Origin of the sequence: Sphingomonas sp. GCM10030256 (genome assembly GCF_042666415.1) — a bacterium.
Lineage (GTDB): Bacteria > Pseudomonadota > Alphaproteobacteria > Sphingomonadales > Sphingomonadaceae > Sphingomicrobium.
The window spans coordinates 1,068,164-1,083,233 of record NZ_JBHTDI010000001.1 but is presented as its reverse complement, the minus strand read 5'-3'; the positions used below and the strand labels follow the sequence as shown (position 1 = coordinate 1,083,233).

Annotated in this window: 20 protein-coding genes and 1 other RNA gene; 9 read left to right on the top strand and 12 right to left on the bottom strand. The window is 66.5% G+C overall.

The features are described from left to right. Positions 1-73 precede the first annotated feature (73 nt). Positions 74-730 (top strand): cyclic nucleotide-binding domain-containing protein, encoded by a 657-nt coding sequence (locus ACFQPG_RS05315; RefSeq protein WP_380810762.1) that lies wholly within the window; start codon positions 74-76, stop codon positions 728-730. Here the strand turns inward: ACFQPG_RS05315 and ACFQPG_RS05310 are convergent. The 6 genes from ACFQPG_RS05310 to ssrA all read right to left on the bottom strand — a co-directional run bounded on the left by ACFQPG_RS05310 (position 727) and on the right by ssrA (position 4,385). Then, positions 727-1,278 carry an NUDIX hydrolase gene (locus ACFQPG_RS05310; protein WP_380810760.1) on the bottom strand — a complete coding sequence of 184 codons (552 nt, stop codon included), beginning with the start codon at positions 1,276-1,278 and terminating at the stop codon, positions 727-729. The genes ACFQPG_RS05315 and ACFQPG_RS05310 overlap by 4 nt on opposite strands. Then, positions 1,275-1,955, bottom strand: coding sequence for a TPM domain-containing protein (locus ACFQPG_RS05305; protein WP_380810758.1), 681 nt, complete (start codon positions 1,953-1,955; stop codon positions 1,275-1,277). The genes ACFQPG_RS05310 and ACFQPG_RS05305 overlap by 4 nt, the downstream gene beginning before the upstream one ends. Then, positions 1,949-2,770, bottom strand: a complete 822-nt coding sequence (locus ACFQPG_RS05300) for a TPM domain-containing protein (RefSeq protein WP_380810756.1) — start codon at positions 2,768-2,770, stop codon at positions 1,949-1,951. Before ACFQPG_RS05300 ends, ACFQPG_RS05305 begins: the two co-directional genes overlap by 7 nt. Further along, a complete protein-coding gene (locus tag ACFQPG_RS05295; RefSeq protein WP_380810754.1) occupies positions 2,767-3,273 on the bottom strand; it encodes a TPM domain-containing protein in 507 nt (168 codons plus the stop codon). Before ACFQPG_RS05295 ends, ACFQPG_RS05300 begins: the two co-directional genes overlap by 4 nt. Positions 3,274-3,283: 10 nt before the next feature. Beyond that, entirely contained in the window at positions 3,284-3,880 is a 597-nt protein-coding gene (locus tag ACFQPG_RS05290) for a LemA family protein (RefSeq protein WP_380810752.1), read from the bottom strand. Between the two features lie 137 nt (positions 3,881-4,017). Next, positions 4,018-4,385: a transfer-messenger RNA gene (gene ssrA / locus ACFQPG_RS05285) on the bottom strand. A 110-nt stretch (positions 4,386-4,495) separates the two neighbouring features. Between ssrA and ACFQPG_RS05280 the strand changes: the two genes are divergently transcribed. From ACFQPG_RS05280 to ACFQPG_RS05270, 3 genes are all read left to right on the top strand, one after another. Beyond that, on the top strand, positions 4,496-4,783 hold the full coding sequence (locus tag ACFQPG_RS05280; RefSeq protein WP_380810751.1) for a hypothetical protein: 288 nt from the start codon (positions 4,496-4,498) through the stop codon (positions 4,781-4,783). 108 nt (positions 4,784-4,891) lie between these two features. Further along, positions 4,892-5,623, top strand: coding sequence for an NUDIX domain-containing protein (locus tag ACFQPG_RS05275; protein ID WP_380810750.1), 732 nt, complete (start codon positions 4,892-4,894; stop codon positions 5,621-5,623). Between the two features lie 25 nt (positions 5,624-5,648). Then, entirely contained in the window at positions 5,649-6,371 is a 723-nt protein-coding gene (locus ACFQPG_RS05270) for an extensin family protein (protein WP_380810748.1), read from the top strand. A gap of 85 nt (positions 6,372-6,456) precedes the next feature. On the opposite strand, the gene ACFQPG_RS05265 is transcribed toward ACFQPG_RS05270, so the two are convergent. Then, positions 6,457-6,732 carry an SWIB/MDM2 domain-containing protein gene (locus tag ACFQPG_RS05265; protein ID WP_380810747.1) on the bottom strand — a complete coding sequence of 92 codons (276 nt, stop codon included), beginning with the start codon at positions 6,730-6,732 and terminating at the stop codon, positions 6,457-6,459. Between the two features lie 86 nt (positions 6,733-6,818). Next, positions 6,819-7,616, bottom strand: a complete 798-nt coding sequence (locus ACFQPG_RS05260; protein ID WP_380811717.1) for an LD-carboxypeptidase — start codon at positions 7,614-7,616, stop codon at positions 6,819-6,821. 48 nt (positions 7,617-7,664) lie between these two features. Here ACFQPG_RS05260 and ACFQPG_RS05255 point away from each other — a divergent pair, with 48 nt between their 5' ends. From ACFQPG_RS05255 to ACFQPG_RS05245, 3 genes are read left to right on the top strand one after another with little or no spacing between them, the layout of a single operon-like run. Beyond that, positions 7,665-9,062 carry a Mur ligase family protein gene (locus tag ACFQPG_RS05255; protein WP_380810745.1) on the top strand — a complete coding sequence of 466 codons (1,398 nt, stop codon included), beginning with the start codon at positions 7,665-7,667 and terminating at the stop codon, positions 9,060-9,062. Positions 9,063-9,104: 42 nt separating this feature from the next. After that, complete coding sequence (locus tag ACFQPG_RS05250) at positions 9,105-9,479, top strand: hypothetical protein (RefSeq protein ID WP_380810744.1); 375 nt, start codon at positions 9,105-9,107, stop codon at positions 9,477-9,479. Next, positions 9,479-9,961 carry a hypothetical protein gene (locus tag ACFQPG_RS05245; protein WP_380810742.1) on the top strand — a complete coding sequence of 161 codons (483 nt, stop codon included), beginning with the start codon at positions 9,479-9,481 and terminating at the stop codon, positions 9,959-9,961. The genes ACFQPG_RS05250 and ACFQPG_RS05245 overlap by 1 nt, the downstream gene beginning before the upstream one ends. Here the strand turns inward: ACFQPG_RS05245 and ACFQPG_RS05240 are convergent. Beyond that, positions 9,958-10,509, bottom strand: a complete 552-nt coding sequence (locus ACFQPG_RS05240) for a hypothetical protein (protein WP_380810741.1) — start codon at positions 10,507-10,509, stop codon at positions 9,958-9,960. The genes ACFQPG_RS05245 and ACFQPG_RS05240 overlap by 4 nt on opposite strands. 200 nt (positions 10,510-10,709) lie before the next feature. Next, positions 10,710-10,922, bottom strand: coding sequence for a hypothetical protein (locus tag ACFQPG_RS05235; protein WP_380810740.1), 213 nt, complete (start codon positions 10,920-10,922; stop codon positions 10,710-10,712). 151 nt (positions 10,923-11,073) lie between these two features. Here ACFQPG_RS05235 and ACFQPG_RS05230 point away from each other — a divergent pair, with 151 nt between their 5' ends. After that, positions 11,074-12,330, top strand: coding sequence for a sensor histidine kinase (locus tag ACFQPG_RS05230; protein ID WP_380810738.1), 1,257 nt, complete (start codon positions 11,074-11,076; stop codon positions 12,328-12,330). Continuing rightward, the gene (locus ACFQPG_RS05225; RefSeq protein WP_380810737.1) at positions 12,323-13,072 is read left to right on the top strand and encodes a LytR/AlgR family response regulator transcription factor; all 750 of its coding nucleotides are present in this window, start codon (positions 12,323-12,325) and stop codon (positions 13,070-13,072) included. The genes ACFQPG_RS05230 and ACFQPG_RS05225 overlap by 8 nt, the downstream gene beginning before the upstream one ends. A 69-nt stretch (positions 13,073-13,141) precedes the next feature. Here the strand turns inward: ACFQPG_RS05225 and ACFQPG_RS05220 are convergent, their stop codons facing one another. After that, the gene (locus tag ACFQPG_RS05220; protein WP_380810735.1) at positions 13,142-13,468 is read right to left on the bottom strand and encodes a UrcA family protein; all 327 of its coding nucleotides are present in this window, start codon (positions 13,466-13,468) and stop codon (positions 13,142-13,144) included. 207 nt (positions 13,469-13,675) lie between these two features. Then, positions 13,676-14,968 (bottom strand): dicarboxylate/amino acid:cation symporter, encoded by a 1,293-nt coding sequence (locus tag ACFQPG_RS05215; protein WP_380810734.1) that lies wholly within the window; start codon positions 14,966-14,968, stop codon positions 13,676-13,678. Positions 14,969-15,070: the final 102 nt, after the last annotated feature.

The following is a 15,070-nucleotide window of genomic DNA, read 5'->3' as shown; positions in this document are numbered from 1 at the left end:
AGGCGGTTGATTTCTCTGTCATTTAAGCGATCGGCGCCTGAACAACAGGTGACATCGCCAAGGGGGTCACGCGGTGAGCGGTTCGCAGCTACTGTTCCAAGCGGTCTTCGCGCTGCTGCTGTTCGCCCTGCTGGTGCGCAGCGAGCGGTTGGGGCACCTGCTGATCGGCCTCGCCGGCGCAGTCGGCCTAGCCTATGGCGCGCGCGAACATGGCCCGCTGGTCCTGCTGGCGCCTTTCCTGGTGGTACTGGTCGCCGCCACGCAAGCGGCGTCGCGCTATCTGGCGGAGCGCAAGGCGCGTTTCACGGCCGATGAAGAACGCATGCTGGCCGGACCGCTGAACGGCATTCCTCGCGCCCATGCCCGCCTGTTCCTGGATCAAGGGGACTGGATCGATGGCGATGCCGGAGACACGCTGATCGAAGAAGGCAAGCCCGAGCGCCGGTTGTTCTATCTCGCCAGCGGCCGGGCCGAAGTCTCGGTCGAGGGGCAGCAGGTCGGCAGTTGCCTGCCGGGCCAGCTGGTCGGCGAAGGCGCGATCCTGGCCGACGACGTGCCGACCGCGACCGTTCGCTTGGCCTGCCGTTCGCGGCTGTGGAGCGCGCCGGGTGAGGCGCTGGGATCGTATCTGGAGGCTCATGACGACGTACGCCATGCGCTGGAGCATTGCCTCACCTTGTCGCTGCGGGAGAAGCTCAAAGCGTCCAACCGCGAGGAAGTGGACGGCTAGAGCCAGCTCGGGGCGAGCAGCACCAGCAGCTTGACGTCCACCGCGACCCCGGCATCCCGCCGCCCGGCAACGAACGCCGCCACCTCCGCCTTGGGCACCAGGTGGGTGGTGATCCGTTCCCCGTCCACTCCTCCGCCCTCCCCGATGCGGCGTACACCGTGCGCGCGAACCAGGGTGAAGCTTTCGCTCAGCATTCCCGGCGAGGCGTGGAAATCGCCGAGTGTTTCGATCCGCTCGGCAGTGAAGCCGGTCTCTTCCTCAAGCTCGTGAACCGCCGTGCTCTCGGCGGTTGCGCCTTCATGAACGTCGCCGATCAGACCGGCGGGTAGCTCCAGGCAAGGGCCGCCGACCGCGACCCGATGCTGTTCCACCAGGATGTAGCAGCCGTCATGCTCGGCCAGGATCACCACGGCGCGGATGCCGCGCGTTCGGCCGGCGAATTCCCATTTGCCGCGGCGAAGGGCGCGAACGAAGCGGCCCTCCCACATCACCTCAAGCGGAGCGTCGAAATCGGGGCCCCATCCCTCCTCGGCCGACCCAAGGGTCATAGTTCTATGAGCTTGTCGGGAATTTCGTTGGTATCGGTTGACGAGCGGGGGAAATGCTCGGCAAGCACCTCGCCGACGAGCCCGATCGCGGCGATCATGCCGTCAGCCGGCCGGCCTTCCTTCACCTCCGCCACGAGGGCGGCCATCGCTTCGCCCCAGGTCTCCGGGGTGGTGACGTCATGGATGGCTTCGTCGGCGACAATCTCTGCTCGATGCTCGCCAAGCGACAGGTAGATGAGGATGCCGGTGCGGCCAACTGTGCGCCGCTCCGCCGCTGCCTTGAACATGGAGATTGCGCGTCGCCGGACCCGCCGCTGCTTGGTCGCCGCCGGGGTGAGCGTCAAGCGCAGCTGCATATACCGCAGCACCAGCAGCACGACGGTGAACTTCAGTACGGCGAGCACCATAAGAAAGAACAACAGCGCTCCAAGACCGGGCTCGACTCCCCAGCCCCCGAACAGCTGGGAATACCCCCATTGCAGCGCCATTGGGAAAGCCGCGGTCCAGGCGAGTACGGCAATCAGCACGGCCACCGCCCAATGCAGCGCCACGTCATGATAGGAGTCGCTGAGTTCGGTCACCATGGTGACGATCTCGCCATCGCTCTTCGCTTCCGCGGCGGCGATGGCGCCGCTGACTCGCTGGTGGTCGGCCTCGGTGATGCGGACGCTTACCATGACCCCGACGCTCCTCCCCCGCCGAACGAGCCGCCTCCGCCCGAGAAGCCGCCGAACCCTCCGCCTCCTCCGCCGCCAAACCCGCCGAAGCCGCCTCCCCCACCACGGGAGGCGCGGCTGAGCGCGTCCAGGCCCCAGAGGACCACCACCGGGTCGATGCCGCCGCGCCGCCGCTTGCCGCGGTAGCGGCGGCCGCCGGCGCCACGCAGCAGCGGCAGGATGACGAAGAAGAAAATAATGGCGAAGACGATCAGGGAGCCGAAGTTGCCATCACCGCCGCTGCCGCGCTGAACCTGCTGTGCCTCAGCTTGCTGCAGCCGCTTCTGCGCCTCGGCGGCAGGCAAGGTCATCTGGGTGATGATCGCGTCCACTCCGGCGTTGATCCCACCAGCCATGTCACCATTCTTGAAGCGCGGCGTGATCGCGTTTCGGATTATGATGCTGGACAAGGCATCGGTAAGGAACACGCGCGCGCCGTAGCCGGTCTCGATCCGCACCTTGCGCTCGTTGGGCGCGACCAGCAGGACCACGCCGTCATCCTTTTCGGCGCTGCCGATGCCCCAGGTGCGGCCGAGCCGGTAGCCATAATCCTCGATAGGGCGGCCTTCCAGGCTCGGCACGGTGGCGACCACCAACTGCCGCCCGCTCTGTTGCTCGAGGTTCTCCAGCTTGGCGGTCAGGGCCGCCTCGTCAGCAGCCGGGATGATGCCGGCGGCATCGACCACGCGGCCGGTCAGCTGCGGGAAAGTCTGCGCGGCGAGCGGGGTGGCAAGCAGCAGCAGGAAGACAGCGACTAGCCGACGCACGGCGGTCATGCTGCAGCCCTTTCATCAAGACTCCGCTCAAGTGCGGAAATGCCGTTCTCGATGGCAGACCGGACGTGCCCCCTAGCAAGATCTGCGCGCATCGCCGCAGCCACGCGAGCAGACTGCTCCGGCGACAGCTGGCCAGCCGCTTCGATCCTGACCTGGCGTGTTTCCGGCTCGATCATGATCAGCAACTGGCGGTTGGGGTTCTGTCCCCCGACAGCCCAGCCCACCACCTCCAGCGACGTCCCTTGGGTCGGCTTCAGCAGAACCACGGCGGCCGATACACCTTTCTGTTTGTCGAGGCGGTCGAGACGCTCCCCCAGGGCTTTGCGGGCGACCCCGTCCAGCGCGCCCGCTTGATCGATGATCCGCCCGGGGGAGACGATCATTTTCTTCTCACGCCCATCGGTAACCGTGTCGCGTTCGGCGATCAGCCGAGACCCGCCAGCCCCTGCACTCCCGTCACAAGCCGCCGTAGCAGCCAGAGTAACAGCCAGCAGGAGCCGCAAGCGCCCGTCCTTACTGCGCGTTGAAGTCGACCGTCGGCGCGTTCTGCGCGCCGGCGGCGGCTTCGAAGGGGACCTTGGGCTTGGCGCCATAGAAGATCTTGGCTCCGATCGCGTCGGGGAAGGTACGGATGCGGGTGTTATACGCCTGCACTGCCTCGTTATAATCCTTGCGCGCGACCAGGATGCTGTTCTCCGTCCCTTCCAGCTGTGACTGGAGGGTCAGGAAGTTCTGGTTCGACTTGAGGTCGGGGTATTGCTCCATCGTCACGAGCAGCCGGCCGAGCGACCCGCCGAGCTGGGTCTGCGCCTCGTTGAACGCCCGCACCTTGGCGGGATCGTCGAGGTCACCGGCGTTCAATTGCACCCGCGACGCATTGGCACGCGCCTGCGTCACCTGGACGAGGACGTCCCGCTCCTGATCGGCGAACCGATCGACCGTGCGGACCAGATTGGGGACGAGGTCCGCGCGGCGCTGATACTCGCTCTGCACCTGCGCCCATTTGGCGTTCACATTTTCCTCGGCGGTTGGAACCGAGTTGAGGCCGCAGCCCGCAAGAGTGAAAGCAGCAAGCGGCGCAAGCAGGCCGAGGCGGCGAACAACGGTCATCTTTCGTTTCCCCTGAACAACGAACTCGCTGCCTTAGGTAGATGACACAGTGACGCCTTTCAATGAAAAGCGGCTGACCGGACCAACGAAGATAAAGAAAGTGGGAGGCTTCTGTTGCCCGGCGCCTCCCGTGCCGCTGGAATCCCCTTCTGTTGCCCGGTGGGGTCCGACCGCGCTTTTGTCATTGTAACGTCAGACCGTTAGGCCGTCAGTTACGCAGCAATTGCGAGCGCCTCGTTATCGTTGGCACTTGTGTGAAAGGCGGTTTTACGGCTCACCTCAGCCGACTGGCAGCAGAATCTTTATTGCACTCGTCGATCCTGTTTCGCCCCCATCAGCAACGGCGCTCCGAGCCCCCGCTCGAATCTCTTGAACGCCGCTGCTGGTGGAGGCGCCGGGGTACTGCCCCCCGGGTCCGAAATGCCTATTCCAAACCGCACTCTACCAGCATAGCCGGTTGCCCGGCACGCCCTATTTAGGCCTGATCCGTCCGTTTCTCAAGGACGAGCCGTGCCGGTGCCGTGACGGAACCGAATTGAAAGTGCTGGCGTTCCAACCGGCCATGCGGATATGCAACGACCCGCTGTACCAAAACATACCAAGGGGAATGCTCCAATGAACAAGCTTTCTTTCGCGCTGATCGGCGCGGCTTCGCTGGCTCTGGCTGCTTGCGGCGGCAAGGGTGACGACGCTCTGGGCGAAAACGTCCAGGAGAATTACGAGGCCGCTGCCGAGAACCTCGACGCCATGTCCGACAACACCTCGGGCGCGGCTGCCGCGACCCTGGAGAACCAGGCCGACGCACTCGAAGCCGAAGGCGCTCGCAAGGAAGAGGCCATCGACGAGGCCGACGTGAACGCCGCCAACCCGGCCGAAGCCAACGCGGCCGTCAACGCGATGTAATTCGCTGCCGCTCCGGCAATCGGGGCGGCAACGATTCGGACGAAAGGGTCGGTCTCCCTCGAGGAGGCCGGCCTTTTTGTTTGTGAGCGGGAGGATTAGGGCCACTCCATGAGCGACGACGCCATCCCCGCCGCGACCCTGGTCGTGATTCGCGACCGTCCGCGGCAGGCGCCCGAGCTGTTGATGGTCACCCGAACGCGCGGAATGGCGTTCGCCGGCGGGGCGATGGTGTTTCCCGGCGGCAGGATCGACAAAGGTGACCGGGTACTCGCGGGGAAGCCGGGCGAAGCTGCCAAGATCGCCGCCGTGCGGGAGACGCTGGAGGAGACCGGCTTGCCGGTCGGCCTGCGGACCACGCCCATCGATACGCGGGAACTGCAGGAGGAACTGGTTCGAGGCGCCGGTTTCGCCGATCTGCTGGACCGACATGGCCTCGACCTCGACCTGCCCCAGCTCGTCCCGTTCGCGCGCTGGAAGCCGGCCTTTCACCAGCCGCGTCGCTTCGACACGCGCTTCTTCATCGCCCGCGCAGCCGACGGCGACTGGCCGCTGCGCCCGCAAGAAGGTGAATGCGACGCCGCCGAATGGATCACGGCCGCCGACGTGCTGGCCCGGATCGCGGCGGGCACGGCCAGCGCCATCTTCCCGACGGTGCGCAACCTGGAACGGCTGGCGCAATTCGGAAGCTTCGAGGAAGCCCGCGACCATGCGCTGGCTCATCCGGTGGAGACGATCAGCCCTTGGGTCGAGGAAGTGAACGGGGAGAAGTGGCTGCGGATTCCCGATCACCTGGGCTATCCGGTCACCCGCGAACGGCTGACGGACGCGGTGCGGGCCTGAATCCTCCTTCGCGCGTTCGGCGACCATGCGCCGCGCGATCTTGTGGTTAATCGTCCTCGCCGCGGCTGCCGTCGCCTTGATCGAGGCGCGATCGTGGATGGACCGGCACCCGCAGGACCTGCCCTGGACGGCGCTGAGCCTGGACGACCCGCTCGGTCGGTTTACCGCCTCCAAGCTTGCCAGACTTGGCAAAGCCCCGGCGCAGTGCCGCCTGCTGCTGGCTGAGGGAGGGACGCTCGACGTGCCCGCTCCTGCAAGGATTTCCAGCAATCGATGCGGCTATCGCGACGGCATTCGGCTGCGCGGCGACAATGCCCGCTTGGCCGGTTTCGCCCCCGCGGAGCTGATCACGTCCTGCCCCACGGCCGCCGCTCTCCTGCTGTGGGACAAGCGAGTGCTGCAACCGGCAGCGCAACGCCATTTCGGTACGGGGGTTGAGCAGGTGCTGCACGCCGGCAGCTTTTCCTGCCGCCGGCTTTACGGCAGAGCGAGCGGACCGTGGAGCGAACATGCGACCGCGGACGCCGTCGACATCGTCGGCTTCCGCTTGGGCAACGACCGCACCGTCTCGGTCCTCCGTGACTGGTCGGCCGGCGGGTCAGGCGCCGCTTTCCTGCGCGACGTTCGGGACGGCGCCTGCGCCATGTTCTCGACCGTTTTGTCACCCGATTACAACGCGGCGCACCGGGATCACCTTCACCTCGACATGGCCGACCGGGGCGCGGCGGGGTGGAAAGCCTGCCGCTAGGGACAGCCGAGTCGCGTTCGGCCCATAAGAGAAGGGACCCGCCTTCCGGCGAGTCCCTCCTCGAAAACCCCCTGTTCGGAGGGTCTTACGAGAGGTGCTTGGACAGGTGCTTGTTCATCTCGAACATCGTGCAGCGGTCCTTGCCGAAAATCTTCTGCAGCTTGTCGTCGGCGACGATTTCCCGCTTGTTCTGCGGGTTTTGCAGGTTGTTCTTGCGAATGTGATCCCACACTTTCGAGACGACTTCGCTGCGCGGCAGCGGGTCCTTGCCGACGATCTGCGCCAGATCCGGCGACGGAGTTACCGGACGCGCGAGACCGCCCCCTGCCTTACGCCCAGTCCCGCTCGATTCTTTTGCCATGTGGCCCTCCTGTTGTTTCGCCTGTGGATAGAGCGCAATCCGGGGCGCTTTGCAATGGTGCCGCAGAGAGGGACCGTTAACCCAGATCAGCTGAACGGCACGACCTTGTTCGCGGCATCGTGGCCAATGTCCGCCCGGCCGCGGTAAGGGATGCCGGATCGGCGGCACCAATCGCGAACGATGCCCTCCTCGTCGCTGCCGAACGGACGGTCGTTCTCCGGCACCCGGCAGCGGCCGAGCCGGAGCGAGGACGCTCGCCGCACCGCGGGCTGGCTGGTGAGGTGGAACATGAACCGGTCGATCCGGTAATGCTCCTCGTCCAGTTCCTCGATCAGCAGCTCGCGGCCGGTGAAGTCGGGCTCCAATGCCGTCCCGAGCAGGCTCGACAGAACGGTCAGGTTGAAAGCCATTGTTGGACCCGCAAGGTCCGGCTCCAACGCGGTCGCCTCGCCACCGACCAGCCAGTCGAGCGCACGTGCGATCGCCGCCTCGCCCCCGTCGCGCATGATGTCCATCGGCATCGGCCCGTGCGCAACCCGGCATCCGGCGCGATGCAAAGCGGCCAGCAGGAAACCGCCGTCGCTGTAGCCCATGAACAGCTTGTCCCGGGCGCCCGCCGGCAAGTGTGCGGCAGCAGCTTCAGCGATCCGGTTGGAGCCATAGCCGCCGCGGGCAAACCAGATCGCGTCGACGCTGTCGTCGGCCATCACCTGTCGCAAGGCGGCAAGGCGCTCCTCGTCGGGTCCAGCGAAATGGCCATCGGACGAAAAGCATTGGGAGTGGATCAGCAGCTCGCAATCGCCCCGCGCCGCCGCGATCGCCGCCACGGCCTCGGCCGCTTCCCGATTCAACGGGCAACTGGGCGCAATCACCGCAATTCGCATGCTCACTCCGTTTGCCTTGCACCCCTCCCGTCCAATAGGGCGAGCGCGATGACTCAATCCAGCACCTTCTTCTGCGGGATCGGCGGCAGCGGCATGCTCCCCCTCGCCTGCATCGTTCGCGCGCGCGGCGGCCGCGTGTCCGGTTCCGACCGGGCGCTCGACGCCGGCCGGCTCGCGCCCAAGTTCGATTTCCTCCGCTCGCTCGGCATCGAGCTATGCCCGCAGGACGGCAGCGGTCTGCGGGAAGGCATGACCCTGGTCACCTCCGCGGCGGTTGAGGAAAGCATCCCCGACGTGCGCCGCGCCAGGGAGCTGGAACTGCATCATCTCACCCGTCCGCAGCTGCTGGCCGAACTGCTCAACGCGGCGGAGCGCAGCGTCGCTGTTGGCGGGACCAGCGGCAAGTCGACCGTCACCGGCATGATCGGCTGGATCCTCCATGCGCTGAACCGCCAGCCGACAGTGATGAACGGCGCGGTGATGAAGAATTTCGTGTCGGCGGATTGCCCCTTTGCAAGCGCCCTAGTCGGGGATCCGGAGCTGTTCGTCAGCGAGGTCGACGAGAGCGACGGTTCGATCGCGCTCTACCGTCCGGACGTGGCGGTCCTGAACAATGTCAGCCTGGACCATCTGGCGATGGACGAACTCCGGACGCTGTTCGGGGGTTTCCTGGGCAAGGCTCGGCGCGCCGTGCTCAACCTTGATGACCCGGAGACCCGCGCGCTGGCTGACCTGGTGCCTGCCGAACAACGCCTCGGCTACGGCTTCGACAGTCCGGGCGCCGCTCTTGTCGGGCGCGATCTTCAACTGCTGCCGGACGGATCGCGCTTCACGGCTACGCATGGCGAGGCGAGCACCAACGTGGTCCTGCAGGTCCCGGGACGCCACAACGCTTCCAACGCGCTGGCCGCGCTGGCTGCTGCGATCGCGCTCGGCGTCGACCTCAAGGACGCCGCCGCGGCGCTGGAGCAGTTCGCCGGGCTCAGCCGCCGGCTGGAAACGGTCGGCAGCACCGAGGGCGTGACGGTGATCGACGATTTCGCCCACAACCCCGACAAGATCGCCGCCACGCTTGCCACCCTCACCGGCCAACCGGGCCGGCTGCTGGTCTTCTTTCAGCCGCATGGCTTCGGCCCTTTGGCCAAGATGGGGCAGGAGCTGAGCGAAACCTTTGCGCGCGGACTGCGTCCCGACGACCTGCTGCTCCTGTCTGATCCCGTATATCAGGGCGGCACCGTCGACCGCAGCCGCGGATCCGACTGGCTGGCCGAGGCCACCCGCAATGCCGGCGGGAGGGCCGAGCATGTCCCGGAGCGCACCGCGATCGGCGAGCGGCTGATCGCCGAGGCCCGGTCCGGCGACCGAATCGCCATCCTCGGCGCGCGCGACGACACGCTGAGCGAATTCGCCCGGGACCTGCTGCGGCGGCTTCAGCCGGCGGGCTGAACCGGGTGGAAACAAAGGTCGCGGACTGCGGTTATGCCTGCCATGGCACGACCCGGAACGGTGATCGGCTGGAAGCTCGACCGCAGCCAGCGCGACGAACTCTTGAAGCAATTTCCCCCTCGCTACAGCCAGGCGGTCGCCGATCATGTCACGCTGCGCACGGACGCCCAGCGCGAGCCGCTACCCCCGGCCGCCAAGGCAGCGATCGTCGGCCGAACGGATGACGAGGGAGGAGTCGAGGCGATGGTAGTGACGATCGACGGCACCGCCGATCGCCCGGACGGGTCCACCTTTCACATCACCTGGTCGCTGGGGCCTGGCCGCAAGGCACGGGAAAGCAACGACGTGCTGAAGGAGCGCGGTTGGCAGGAACTGGACCATCCGGTGCCAGTCGAGGTGGAGCCGGCGCGCTTCTGATGCCCCATCTGTTCCTCGACTGCGACGGCGTGCTGGCCGATTTCGATGCCGGTGCCAGGCGTGTGCTGGGCATGAGCCCGCGAGCATTCGAGGAGCGGCACAACAAGCGCGAGTTCTGGCGGCGCATCTCCGGCGACCGCGACTTCTATGCGACGCTTCCCGAAATGGCGGATGCGCGCGAGTTGTTCGAGGCGGTCCAGCACCTCAGGCCGACGATCCTGACCGGCTTGCCGCTCGGCAATTGGGCGGCGCCGCAAAAGGTGCGCTGGGCGGCGGAGCATTTCCCGGGCGTCCCGATCATCACCTGCATGGCGCGCGACAAGTACCGGCACATGACCGCTGGCGACGTGCTGGTCGACGATCGCGAGGATCATCGCGGCAAGTGGGAGGATGCGGGGGGCGTGTTCGTCCACCACAAGACGGCACGGGCAAGCCTGGAAGAGCTCGCCCGGATCTTTCCGTCAATAACGGTCAGCGTTTAGGCAGCCGCCGCGACGTCGACCTTTTCGACCCACTCGGGCCAGAACACCGGCTCGCGGTTGGACCAGCCGGGCGCGGTGGCGGCGCTTTCGCTGATCGACTGCAGGAGCAGGCGGCGGCGGTCCGGGTGGAGGTGCGGCAGCGCCGCGGCGGCGCAGAACGCGGCCGGCAACCAAGGCCGAACCGCCGCTCCGAGCAGGCGTTCGTACAGGAAGCGGTATGCCGCGAAGTTCGGGATCCGGTCCTGCCCGAGGTCGAAGGCGGTCAAGGTGATCAGCAAGCCGACGAACGGCTCGATCGTGTCCAGCCCGCTGTCGTCGGGAACCTGAAGACGGAGCGCTTCGATCTGCTTGTACAGGCGGCCCTGCGCGCGGATCGATGCCGCTTCTCCTTCGTCCCGAGCCCAGCAGCCAATGGCGTCGCGCCGGCCGTACGCCACGTCCAGCGAGCGGCGGATGTACCGCTGCGTCGCCTTCGGAAACGCCGCGAATTCCTTGATCTCGCTCAGCAGCAGCGTGCCGCCCGCCGGCTGGCTCGTCCGCGTCTTCATGACCCCGACTCCTTCACTTCAGGCAGGATCTTGCGGTCAAACTGGTTGCATCAAGCTTAACCACACTCCCACCCCCCGTTCACATTGAATCAGAGGGGTTGCGCGCTCGCAACATCAATCTGTCACAACTCGTCGCTTGGGTCCGCAGTGAAGCATTTGGGCAACGTGCCAGTTGTTCACCTTGACGCGGAGCGAGGCTCTTATTCCGGGAAGCCGGACGATGGCACCGGCTCGTCGGATTGCCCGGGCTGGGCTGCAGCCGGGGGATCGGACGCATCCATGGATTCGTCGCTTCCGACGTCGGCCTTTGCATCCTGATCGTCGGGGTTCTTGCGAAGCTTCTTCTCCAGCCCCTTTTCCGGATCACCCGAGAGAGTTGCGGGGCGGAGTTGATCATTACTTTCGTTGGGCATTGTTGAAGGTCCTTCCGGTTGCCGAACGACCATGGCGGCACCGCGTTCCGTGCTTTGGGCCCGCGGAAATTCGACGGGTGGCGCAGGCCTGTCTGCGAAGGGACCGGCGGGTGATTGCAGGGGCGGCGCAAGAGGGGCAGACTGCCCGACGATGAACATGCACCCCAACGTAGATTCGCTGGTCGCATCGCGCCCGCCCAAGCCAGTCGCGAGCCGCCTGTCCGACTGGCGCCTTGCGGCCAAGTCGATCCTTGCCTTCTGGTTCATCTACTCGGTGACGGTGGTCGCCCGCGCCTACCTCGGCGACGACCCGATGACGATCCTGCAGAACAAGGTCATCACCTTCGTCGCCGGCCTGACGCTGACCATCGGCATCTACCTGGCGATCGCTTTGCTTGCGCGCCGATCCAGCTTGCGGGTCAAGGCGCTGATTGCGGGAGCCGCGTCGGTGATCGCCGCGGCGGCGATGGCGTCAGCCCTCGTGCTCACCGAAGGGCATTTGCGAGCGTCGAAAGAGGAGTTCCGCTTCAAGGCCAACGAGGGCTTCGTGGTGGTTCAGAAGGGCCAGCAGATCCGGATCGAGCGCAACGCCGCCGAGCCGGTCGTCCTGACCATGCCCAAGATGAACCAGCTTCACCAATGGGAGCAGTTCCGGATCGCCGCTGATACTGCCGTAGTCTGGCTGTTCTTCTTCGCGGCATGGAGCGCGTTCTATCTCGCCGCGGTCAGCCAGGCGCAGGCTTTGGCCTTGCAGCGCCGGGCGGCGGAAGCGGAGAATGCGGCGCAGGTCGCCCAGGTCCGGGCGCTTCGCTACCAGGTCAATCCGCACTTCCTGTTCAATACGCTGAACAGCCTGTCGTCGCTGGTGATGACCGGCAGGCCGGAAGAAGCGGAGTCGATGATCCTGAAGCTGTCGACCTTTTTCCGCACCAGCCTGTCGCTCGATCCCACCGCCGACGTGTCGCTGGACGAGGAGATTGCGCTTCAGCGATTGTACCTCGAGATCGAAAAGGTCCGCTTTCCGCGTCGGCTGAAGGTGGAGATCGACGTCCCGCCGCACCTGCTGTCGGCCCGGCTTCCGGCGCTGATCCTGCAGCCGATCGTCGAGAATGCGATCAAGTACGGGGTGTCGCAGGCCCGCGACAAGGTGACCCTGCGAATCGCCGCCGAAGAGCCGCTGCCCGGACGGATGCGGCTCGAGGTCAGCAACAACAGCAAGGTCGCCGCGGCCGGCGGAACGAGGCCGCGTGAGCGGAATTGCCCCGAAGGCACCGGAGTCGGCCTGGCCAACGTCTGCCAGCGGCTGGAGGTCCGGTTCGGAAGCGCCGCGCACTGTGAATTTGGACCTTCGCCAGACGGCGGCTATCGTGTGGTCATGACCTTGCCGGTGACCCGCGCGGATGGATGAACCACATTTGAAAGTGCTCGTCGTTGATGACGAGCCGCTTGCTACCGAACGCCTGCAATTGCTCCTTGCCAGGAGTGGTGGGGTCGACCTTGTCGGAACCGCATCGGACGGCGAAGGCGCGGTGCGGATGGCGGAGGCGCTCGGCCCCGACCTGATGCTGCTGGACATCGCGATGCCGGGGATGGACGGGATCGACGTCGCCCGTGCGCTCGCTAGCCGCCGCCCCTGCCCCGCAGTGGTGTTCGTCACCGCATTCGACCAATTTGCGGTCGCTGCGTTCGAGGTTCAGGCGGTCGACTATCTGATGAAGCCGGTCGATCCGGACCGGCTCGGTCGCGCCCTCGACCGGGCACGCTCCTACCTGCGGCATCGTGACGAGAGCCCCGAACAACGGCTGCCGGGCAGTTCCCCCTTCCTCGAGGAATTCTGGGCGTCCGACCTGACCGGGCTGGTCCGAATCGCCAGCCGGGACATCGACCGCATCTCCGCCGAACGCGACTATATGCGCTTGCACGTCGGTCCACGCAGCTGGCTGATCCACCACAGCATGAGCGCGCTGGAAGAGGGACTGGACCCCGAACTGTTCGTGCGCCTTCACCGATCGGCCATCGTCCGCCGCGACTTCATCGCCGGTTTCCAGCGCAACCCGTCGGGACGCTGGATCGCCCGGCTCGCGGACGGAAACGAGCAGCCGGTGGGGCGACTCTATTCCGACAGCGTCCGGGCAATCGCTGGGCGTTAGGTCCGGCGGATTGCCGGACCTTGCTGTTCTGCCGCATCGGGAACGGAGAAACAGCCGCTGGGGAGATGGTCAGGCACGGCGAGTCCGCGTCTTGAAGGTCAGCACCGCCAGTTGAACCTGGCCGTCGACCTTCTGCCGGGCGCGGTCGATGCATTCATTGGTCAACTGGCGTGAGCGAGCGTCGCGCAGGCCGTTGTCGCACACCCGGCGAAGACTGGCCGCAACCCGGCTTTCCAGCCGCACTTGCCCCTTGGCCGTTGCCAGGTTGAGGTCGGCATAGGGCACACGCTCCGACAGCAGGTCGACGTCGGGCGTGCCTGCCCGGGCGACCGTCGGCGCGATCAGCGTGGTGGAAGCGGCCATCGCCGCCAATCCCAGGATCAGATTGTTTTTCATGGCTCGGTCCTTCCGAAAAGGGTTGCGGCGCGAGCCCTTCGCCCGAGGGGAGCGAAGGTCCCTTCGCCCGCGCCGCTCATGTCGGGTAGGTCGAATCGGCATTTTCGTCGCGGCCATGTCGACCAGCGAAGGGCGGCCGTCGGCAGCCGTTACGGCAGCGCGACGAATGGCGTTCGTGCGCGCACCAATCGACGAATGGCGGCCGTTTCAGTCCGAATCGTCGCCGGCCTGGCGCGACACGGCCCCGGTCACCGCCACGTCCATGGTCACGTTGCCGAGTGTGCGGAAGATGTCGGGAATGGTTTCCAGCGCCAGCAGCAGGGCGAGCGGCTCGATCGGCACGCCCATTGCGATCGCGATCGGAGCGATGGAAGTGACGAAGCTGATCTGCCCGGGAAGGCTGACCGCGCCGATCGAGGCCATGGCGGCGACCGCCACGCCGGCCGCGAAGCCAAGCGGCGTGATCTCCACTCCAAGCCAATGCGCGACGTAGAAGACGACGCCAATGTTCATCGCTGGACCGGTCGCGCGGAACAGCGCCACGGCCAGGGGCAGCAGGATGTCGGCGCGGCGCTGGCTGATCCCGAGGGCCGAAGCCGCGCTCAGCATCGCCGGAAGCGAGGCCAGCGAGGACCGGGAGGAGATGGCAACCGCGGACGGCGCGGCCATCGCCCTGGCGAACTCCGCAAGCCCGAAGCGGGCGAACAGCGCGGCGATGACGTAGCCGACCAGCGTCAGCACGATCCCCAGAAGCGAGATCAGGATGACATAGTGCACCACCGCCCCCAGCGCCGAGCCGCCCGCCCCCGCACCGACTGCGAAGGCGAGCGCGAACACGCCGATCGGGGCGAGCCACAGCACCCAGCCGATCACCAGCAGCATGGCGTCGCCGACCGCTTCGAAGAAGGTCAACGCCGTCACCCGCTTGGGCCGGTCGACCCGCGCCAGTGCAAAGGCGAACACGACGGTGAATACCACCAGCGGCAGGATTTGGTCGTTTGCCGCCGCGGCGACCGGATTGGTGGGAACGATCGAGCGGAAGAAGTCGGCCACGGTCGGCACCGCCGCCGCCGTGGTCGCCGGATCGACCCCGGCCAACCCCACGCGCAGCGCCTCCGCCGCGGCTTCCGGAAGCGGGAACAGGGACAACAGTGCCGGCATGGCCGTTGCGCCGAACAGCGCCGACAGGACGTAGATGGCCAGGAACCAGGCCACCGCCCGTCCGGCCAAACCCCCGGCCTTTGCGGCGTCTGAGCCGCCCACGATCCCGGTCACCAGCAGCGACACGATCAGTGGGATCACGGTCATCTTGAGAGCGTCGAGCCACACTCCGCCGACCACGCCGGCGGCCTGGATCAGCGGCTCGCGCCAGCCGTCGGCTCCGCCTGCGGCCAGCACGCCGAGCAACAGGCCCGCAACCAGCGACAACAGCATCAGCAGTGCCGCGCGCCCCGACCGGCCTTGCGCTGGCGGCGCGCGCTCTGCTTCCGCACTCGTCATCCTTCAATCTCCCAGGCTGGCGAGAAGCTCTGGCAGGCAGCGCCAACGGAGCAAAGCGATTTCCGCACAGGATAGCGCTGGCGCGGACCGATCCACGCATTT

Excerpts from the sequence above, each read along its gene's own strand:
- ACFQPG_RS05310 (WP_380810760.1), bottom strand. The coding sequence starts at position 1,278 with ATGACCCTTGGGTCGGCCGAGGAGGGATGGGGCCCCGATTTCGACGCT.
- ACFQPG_RS05305 (WP_380810758.1), bottom strand. The coding sequence starts at position 1,955 with ATGGTAAGCGTCCGCATCACCGAGGCCGACCACCAGCGAGTCAGCGGC.
- ACFQPG_RS05300 (WP_380810756.1), bottom strand. The coding sequence starts at position 2,770 with ATGACCGCCGTGCGTCGGCTAGTCGCTGTCTTCCTGCTGCTGCTTGCC.
- ACFQPG_RS05290 (WP_380810752.1), bottom strand. The coding sequence starts at position 3,880 with ATGACCGTTGTTCGCCGCCTCGGCCTGCTTGCGCCGCTTGCTGCTTTC.
- ACFQPG_RS05280 (WP_380810751.1), top strand. The coding sequence starts at position 4,496 with ATGAACAAGCTTTCTTTCGCGCTGATCGGCGCGGCTTCGCTGGCTCTG.
- ACFQPG_RS05275 (WP_380810750.1), top strand. The coding sequence starts at position 4,892 with ATGAGCGACGACGCCATCCCCGCCGCGACCCTGGTCGTGATTCGCGAC.
- ACFQPG_RS05270 (WP_380810748.1), top strand. The coding sequence starts at position 5,649 with ATGCGCCGCGCGATCTTGTGGTTAATCGTCCTCGCCGCGGCTGCCGTC.
- ACFQPG_RS05265 (WP_380810747.1), bottom strand. The coding sequence starts at position 6,732 with ATGGCAAAAGAATCGAGCGGGACTGGGCGTAAGGCAGGGGGCGGTCTC.
- ACFQPG_RS05260 (WP_380811717.1), bottom strand. The coding sequence starts at position 7,616 with ATGCGAATTGCGGTGATTGCGCCCAGTTGCCCGTTGAATCGGGAAGCG.
- ACFQPG_RS05255 (WP_380810745.1), top strand. The coding sequence starts at position 7,665 with ATGACTCAATCCAGCACCTTCTTCTGCGGGATCGGCGGCAGCGGCATG.
- ACFQPG_RS05250 (WP_380810744.1), top strand. The coding sequence starts at position 9,105 with ATGGCACGACCCGGAACGGTGATCGGCTGGAAGCTCGACCGCAGCCAG.
- ACFQPG_RS05245 (WP_380810742.1), top strand. The coding sequence starts at position 9,479 with ATGCCCCATCTGTTCCTCGACTGCGACGGCGTGCTGGCCGATTTCGAT.
- ACFQPG_RS05240 (WP_380810741.1), bottom strand. The coding sequence starts at position 10,509 with ATGAAGACGCGGACGAGCCAGCCGGCGGGCGGCACGCTGCTGCTGAGC.
- ACFQPG_RS05235 (WP_380810740.1), bottom strand. The coding sequence starts at position 10,922 with ATGCCCAACGAAAGTAATGATCAACTCCGCCCCGCAACTCTCTCGGGT.
- ACFQPG_RS05230 (WP_380810738.1), top strand. The coding sequence starts at position 11,074 with ATGAACATGCACCCCAACGTAGATTCGCTGGTCGCATCGCGCCCGCCC.
- ACFQPG_RS05225 (WP_380810737.1), top strand. The coding sequence starts at position 12,323 with ATGGATGAACCACATTTGAAAGTGCTCGTCGTTGATGACGAGCCGCTT.
- ACFQPG_RS05220 (WP_380810735.1), bottom strand. The coding sequence starts at position 13,468 with ATGAAAAACAATCTGATCCTGGGATTGGCGGCGATGGCCGCTTCCACC.
- ACFQPG_RS05215 (WP_380810734.1), bottom strand. The coding sequence starts at position 14,968 with ATGACGAGTGCGGAAGCAGAGCGCGCGCCGCCAGCGCAAGGCCGGTCG.